This window comes from Streptomyces sp. NPDC048521 (genome assembly GCF_043199855.1).
Taxonomy (GTDB): Bacteria; Actinomycetota; Actinomycetes; order Streptomycetales; family Streptomycetaceae; genus Streptomyces.
This window is the reverse complement of record NZ_JBICWR010000014.1, coordinates 197,991-204,041: the sequence shown is the minus strand read 5'-3', so window position 1 is coordinate 204,041 and position 6,051 is coordinate 197,991. Positions and strand designations below refer to the sequence as shown.

Annotated in this window: 7 protein-coding genes; 3 read left to right on the top strand and 4 right to left on the bottom strand. The window is 70.9% G+C overall.

The window, feature by feature from the left end:
- Nucleotides 1-639 (bottom strand): tetratricopeptide repeat protein (locus tag ACGFRF_RS29355; protein WP_393744984.1); only part of this gene is annotated, 639 nt, incomplete at its 3' end.
- 668 nt (nucleotides 640-1,307) lie between these two features.
- On the opposite strand from ACGFRF_RS29355, the gene ACGFRF_RS29350 reads away from it, so the two are divergent.
- Complete coding sequence (locus tag ACGFRF_RS29350; RefSeq protein ID WP_393744982.1) at nucleotides 1,308-2,576, top strand: pyroglutamyl peptidase; 1,269 nt, start codon at nucleotides 1,308-1,310, stop codon at nucleotides 2,574-2,576.
- Here ACGFRF_RS29350 and ACGFRF_RS29345 read toward each other — a convergent pair.
- Genes ACGFRF_RS29345 through ACGFRF_RS29335 form a run of 3 tightly spaced genes read right to left on the bottom strand, consistent with a single transcriptional unit; the run spans nucleotide 2,548 to nucleotide 4,437 of the window.
- The gene (locus ACGFRF_RS29345; protein ID WP_393744980.1) at nucleotides 2,548-3,162 is read right to left on the bottom strand and encodes a LysE family translocator; all 615 of its coding nucleotides are present in this window, start codon (nucleotides 3,160-3,162) and stop codon (nucleotides 2,548-2,550) included. The genes ACGFRF_RS29350 and ACGFRF_RS29345 overlap by 29 nt on opposite strands.
- Nucleotides 3,159-3,962, bottom strand: coding sequence for an EI24 domain-containing protein (locus tag ACGFRF_RS29340; RefSeq protein WP_393744978.1), 804 nt, complete (start codon nucleotides 3,960-3,962; stop codon nucleotides 3,159-3,161). Before ACGFRF_RS29340 ends, ACGFRF_RS29345 begins: the two co-directional genes overlap by 4 nt.
- Nucleotides 3,963-3,999: 37 nt before the next feature.
- On the bottom strand, nucleotides 4,000-4,437 hold the full coding sequence (locus ACGFRF_RS29335) for a MarR family winged helix-turn-helix transcriptional regulator (protein ID WP_393744976.1): 438 nt from the start codon (nucleotides 4,435-4,437) through the stop codon (nucleotides 4,000-4,002).
- Nucleotides 4,438-4,525: 88 nt separating this feature from the next.
- Between ACGFRF_RS29335 and ACGFRF_RS29330 the strand changes: the two genes are divergently transcribed.
- Together ACGFRF_RS29330 and ACGFRF_RS29325 are read left to right on the top strand one after the other, a co-directional pair.
- On the top strand, nucleotides 4,526-5,524 hold the full coding sequence (locus ACGFRF_RS29330) for an NADP-dependent oxidoreductase (RefSeq protein WP_393744974.1): 999 nt from the start codon (nucleotides 4,526-4,528) through the stop codon (nucleotides 5,522-5,524).
- A 98-nt stretch (nucleotides 5,525-5,622) separates the two neighbouring features.
- On the top strand, nucleotides 5,623-6,042 hold the full coding sequence (locus ACGFRF_RS29325; protein WP_393744972.1) for an organic hydroperoxide resistance protein: 420 nt from the start codon (nucleotides 5,623-5,625) through the stop codon (nucleotides 6,040-6,042).
- Nucleotides 6,043-6,051 lie beyond the last annotated feature (9 nt).

The window sequence follows — 6,051 nt, the reverse complement described above, 5'->3', positions numbered from 1 at the left end:
CAGCTCGCCGAAACGGCCGGCGGCCTTCTGGTGGGCGTCGATGGCCTCGTCGAACCGCCGCACCTGCTGCAACGCCGTCCCCAGATTGTTCAGCGCCCGGCCCTCACCGTCATGGTCCCCCAGCTCGCCGAAACGGCCGGCGGCCTTCTGGTGGGCGTCGATGGCCTCGTCGAACCGCCGCACCTGCTGCAACGCCGTCCCCAGATTGTTCAGCGCCTGCCCTTCACGATGATGGTCACCCAGCTCGGCGAACCGGGCGGCGGCCTGCTGGTGGGCGTCAGTGGCCTCGTCGAACCGCCGCACCTGCTGCAACGCCGTCCCCAGATTGTTCAGCGCCTGCCCTTCACGGTGGTGATCGCCCAGCTCGATGAAGCGGGCGGCGGCCTGCTGGTGGGCGTCGATGGCCTCGTCGAACCGCTGCACCTGCTGCAGCGCCGTGCCGAGGTTGTTCAGGGCCTGGCCTTCGCCATGGCGCTCGCCCAGCTCGCGACACGTCAGGAGGTCCTGCTGGTGGGCCGCGATGGCCTCGTCGAACCGCTGCACCTGCTGCAGGGCGACACCGAGGCTGTTCAGCGCCCGGCTCTCGCCATGACGCTCGCCCAGCTCGCGGCAAATTATCAGGTCCTGCTGATAGCTCATGGTCTCTCCCGGGATGTCGCGCCGTTCACGACGACACCCTCAGCAACCGGCGAAACCCGGACACCCGCAACCGGTCCGGTGCCGGCGGCACCCACCCGAATGGCACTTTCGCCTGTCTGGCGGACGGGTGCGGGCACGGTACGGGGCCCCGTTGGTGCCGCCCAGAACGTCACGAGCCCCGGTCCAGGGGTCAGGTCCCGGACCGGGGCTGCTCATGAGGGGGACTTGTCCCGGATCAGACGTTAAGCCGCGCGGTCGGCCCGCGGTCGGCGATCGAGCGTCCGGCGGCGATCTCGTACGAACCTTTCACAAAAGCCCACGCCTTCGCCGCCCCACCGGCCTCCCCGCGACCGCTGGGCGGGCCTGGTGGACCCAGCGGCGGTCGCCTTACACCTGCCGGCCGGCACCGCCGCCACGACCCCGATCCCGCCCGTGCCTCCGGACGGAACAGCCGCGGCACCTACGGAGGTCATGCCAGCCGGTCAGGGGGGCGCCCCTCGGCGATCTGCCCGGACAGGAACACCAGGGCACTGCGGGTGCCATGTGCCGGCCGCATGACTTCCGCGATCCGGGCCGTCCGCACCATGGCGCCGGTCACGCGCCTCACGCGATACTGCCGCCGTCCCCCACATCACGCGCCCCACAGCGACGGAAGGACCCGAACTGCCTTGATTTCCCCACGCGTTCGCCTCGGCGTTCTCGCGCTGGCCCTGCTGGCCGGTCTGTCCGCACCCACCGCCACGGCCTCCTCCGCCGGTCCGGCGGCCGCCTCCTCCCCCACCGTCGAGGAGCAGCGGCTCGACTCGGCCGTACCGCAGGAGATCCTCCGCCGCTCCGGATTCGACGACGCGGCACCGAGGTTCGGCCGCGAGCTGGGGCGCGCGCACTCCTACGCGCAGGCCCGGCGCATCGTCGTACGGGAGGGGGCCGCGCTGTGGCGGCGGGCCGTGGACCGGGCGCAGGGGCGGGGACGGGCGGACGGTGACCTGAGCCGGGACGACGACCGGCCGTTGTACTGGGCGCGGCTGGGGCTGACGCGGGACCTGCGCGCCTGGGAGCCGGAGTTCGGCATCAGCGACCGGCAAAGGGCCGCCCTGCTGGACCGGTTGGAGCGGGCCTCACGCGGCCAGACCGACATCCGCTATCCGGCGAAGGGGCACCTGCGGCGGGTCCTCCTGACCGGGTTCGACCCGTTCACCCTGGACCGGGACATCCGCATCTCCAATCCCTCCGGGGCCACCGCGCTCGCCCTCGACGGCACGGTGATCGAGACGGCCCAGGGCCCGGCGCGCGTCGAGACGGCCGTGTTCCCGGTGCGCTGGCAGGACTTCGCGGAGCGCACGGTGGAGCGGACGCTGCGACCGTATCTGCCCGGGGTGGACCTGTTCACGACCGTGAGCCAGGGCCGCGTCGGCCGGTTCGACATCGAGCGCACCAACGGCGCCTGGCGGGGCGGCTTCCCGGACAACGACAACGTCTCGCGGACTGAGACCGTCCCGGTCGCCGATCCGGCCTCGCAGCCCCAGTGGACGACGACGACCCTGCCGTACTCCGCCGTCGTGGCCGCGGACACGGGACGCTTCCCCGTCTACGACCACACGGAGGTGACCGAGATCCCGGCGGGCGGCACCGGCCCCGTCGTACGGCCGGACGGCCCCAGCCCCGGCTCGACGGCGCGCGCCGGGGGCGGCGGCGACTACCTGTCCAACGAGATCGCCTACCGGGCCACCCTGCTGCGGGACCGCCTCGGCCTGCACGACCGCCTGCCGGGCGGCCATGTGCACACACCCGTCCTGCAGTTCGGTGCGGGCAACACCGACCCGGCGGCGGGCGCGGTGACCGATCCCCAGTTCGTACGGAACCGGCTGGACATCATCGCGCAGGTACGGTCGATCGTGACGGTCGCGCTCAGTGCGACGGAGCGAGCGCGAGACTGATGCCGAGACCGGCCAGGAGCGAGCCGATCACCTTGTTGAGGACCTTCTGGCCGCGCAGCATCACGGCACGCATCCGGGAGTGCGAGAAGAACGCGGCGACCACGCCGAACCACAGCAGGTGGGCCAGCGACATGAACAGGCCGTAGCCCACCTGCTGGAACAGCGGCGTGCCGGGGCTGACGACCTGGGCGAAGGTGGAGACGACGAAGAGCGTCGTCTTCGGGTTGAGGACGTTGGTGAGGAAGCCGGTGCGCAGGGCGGCGAACGGGGTCAGCTCCCGCTTGTCGTCCAGGTCGATCCGCAGCTCGCCGCGGGTGCGGTAGGTGCGGACGCCGATGTGGACGAGGTAGGCCGCGCCGACCAGCTTGATCACCGTGAACAGGGCGGTGGAGGAGGCGATCAGCAGGCCGACGCCGAGCAGGGTGTAGGTGACGTGGACCAGGACGCCGGCCGCCACGCCCGCGGCGGCGAGCAGACCGGTGCGGCGGCCGTACAGATAGCTGTTGCGGACGATCATCGCGAAGTCGGCGCCCGGGGCGATCACGGCGAGGACCGTGATGACGGCGACGGCGAGTATCTGGGTCACGGGGTGATGTCCTCCGACTCGGGCTGCCTGTCGGCAGCGGAGTCGCCGTCGGCGTTCTCCTCGCCCAGCAGGTCGCGGGCGAGGAGCGTGGCACCCGCGACCGCGCCCGGCATCAGGAACACCGCGACGAACGGAACCAGGAAGGCCAGGCCCAGGGGTGTGCCGAAACCCCAGACCAGGGTCTTGCGGGAGCGGAGCAGGGTGAGCCGGGTGCGCAGGTCCACGCCCCGGCGCTGCAGGGCGACGGCGGCGAGTTCCTCGGTGAGGAAGAAGCCGGTGACGAAGAAGCCGAGCACGGGCACGACGGTCTGGCCGACGAACGGCAGGAAGCCGAGGGCGAAGAGCAGCACGCCCCACAGGCCGGCCCGGACCAGGACGCGCAGGCTGTCGCGGGCCGAGATCCACAGCTCGCGCCAGAGCGGGAGATCGGAGCGTGGGGCGGTGCCGTCGGGTGAGACGTCGGCGTCGACCTGCTCCGACAGGTTCTCGTAGAAGGGCTGGCCGACCAGCAGGGTGACGGCGGTGAAGGTGAGCACGGCCAGCAGCAGCCCGAGGGCGAACAGGACGGCCGTGAGGAAGCCGCGGAACAGGCCCTGCCAGGGGCTGGACCAGTCGTCCGCGAACGGGGTGGCCCAGGTGACCGCGTCGTCGCCCCACAGGGCGAGCGCGACCAGCGCCGCCGCGTAGAGGACCAGCGTGATCAGGCCGGGCAGCAGACCGAAGCCGTAACTACGGCCGTGCCGGGCCACCCAGCGCTGGCCCTTCAGCAGATAACCGAAACCCACCCCGAGATCGCGCATGCCGAGGACTTTACTGGCTCGTCGGCCGCCGTCGTCCTCAGTCGTCCAGCATGCGGCGGAGCAGGTCCCGCAGGGAGCGCCGCTCCTCCTCCGACAGACCGGCGAGGGGTTCGCGGGCGAAGTGGAGGCCCTCGCGCAGATCACGGGCCACGGCACGGCCCTCCTCGGTGGCGGCGGCCACCTTGACCCGGCGGTCGCCCGGGTCGGGGCGGCGCTCCACCAGGCCGCGGGACTCCAGACGGTCCACGATCCCGGTGACGTTGGACGGCTCGCACTTCAGCTTCTGCGCCAGCTTGCGCATGGGCAGCGGCTCGAGGGAGAGCAGACTCAGGAGGCGGGCCTGCGGGCCGGTCAGCTTGTGCTCGCCCGCCGCGCTCTCGTAGTCCGCGTAGAAGCGGGCCACGACGTCACCGATCAGCTCGACGACCTCCATGGTGAGCGCGTCGGGACGGTGGGGCTTCGATGGGGTGGACATGCCCACCAGGATACCGAGTTACTTGACATCATGAAATATTGATGAGCATTGTTGTTTCAGGTACTGAAGTAACAGGAAAGGCTCTGTCATGATCAACCGCGAGTGGCACCTGCTCAGCCGTCCCGTCGGCTGGCCGAAGCCCGAGGACTTCGCCCTGGTCGAGGCGCCGGTCCCGACCCCGGGCGAGGGTCAGGTGCTGGTGCGGAACAAGTACCTCTCCGTCGACCCGTACATGCGCGGCCGGATGAGCGCCGCCAAGTCGTACGTCGCGCCCTTCGAGCTGGGCAAGGTCATGCAGGGCGGCGCGGTCGGCGAGGTCGTCGCCTCCAACGCCGAGGGCCTGGCGGTCGGCGACCACGTGCTGCACTTCTTCGGCTGGCGCGAGTACGCGGCCGTGGACGCGAAGAACGCCGTCAAGGTCGACCCCGGGGCCGCGCCGCTGTCGACGTACCTCGGCGTCCTGGGCATGACCGGCCTGACCGCCTACGCCGGTCTGCTGCGCACCGCCTCCTTCAAGGAGGGCGACATCGTCTTCGTCTCCGGCGCGGCGGGTGCCGTGGGCAGCCAGGTCGGCCAGATCGCCAAGCTCAAGGGCGCCTCGCGGGTCATCGGCTCGGCCGGGTCCGACGAGAAGGTCAAGCTGCTGGTCGAGGAGTACGGTTTCGACGCCGCGTTCAACTACAAGAACGGCCCGGTGGGCGAGCAGCTGCGTCAGGCCGCGCCCGACGGCATCGACGTCTACTTCGACAACGTCGGCGGCGACCACCTGGAGGCCGCCATCGGATCGCTGAACCAGGGCGGCCGGATCGCCGTCTGCGGCATGATCTCCGTCTACAACGACACCGAGCCCGCCCCCGGCCCGAAGAACCTCGCCCGGCTCATCCAGACCCGCGGCCGCATCGAGGGCTTCCTGGTCGGCGACCACTACGACCTGCAGCCGCAGTTCGTCCAGGAGGTCGGCCCCTGGGTGGCCTCGGGCGCGCTGAAGTACCGGGAGACGGTCGTCGAGGGCATCGAGAACAACCTGGAGGCGTTCCTCGGGGTCCTGCGCGGCGACAACACCGGCAAGATGATCGTCAAGCTCTGAGCGCTGGCCCGGACTTTCCGACATGCGGTAGCTTCTTTCCGAAATCCGCCGTCGATCGTGGGCGCGAGTCGCGGCGGACCGAGGAGGAAGACAACCGCATGCCCATTCAGCAGTCCGACGTCCTGTACACGGCTGTCGCCACCGCCGAGAACGGCCGGGACGGCCGTGTCGCCACCGACGACGGCAAGCTCGACGTCGTCGTGAACCCGCCCGTGGAGATGGGCGGCAGCGGCGTCGGCACCAACCCGGAGCAGTTGTTCGCCGCCGGGTACAGCGCCTGCTTCCAGGGTGCGCTCGCCGTCGTCGCCCGGCAGGAGGGCGCAGACGTCTCCGGCTCGACCGTCACCGCGAAGGTCGGCATCGGCAGGAACGAGGACGGGTTCGGGATCATCGTGGAGATCTCGGCGGACATTCCGGGCGTCGACGAGAGCACCGCGCGCGCCTTGATCGAGAAGGCGCACCAGGTGTGCCCCTACTCGAAGGCGACGCGGGGGAACATCAGCGTGACGCTGGCCTGACGTCGGTCG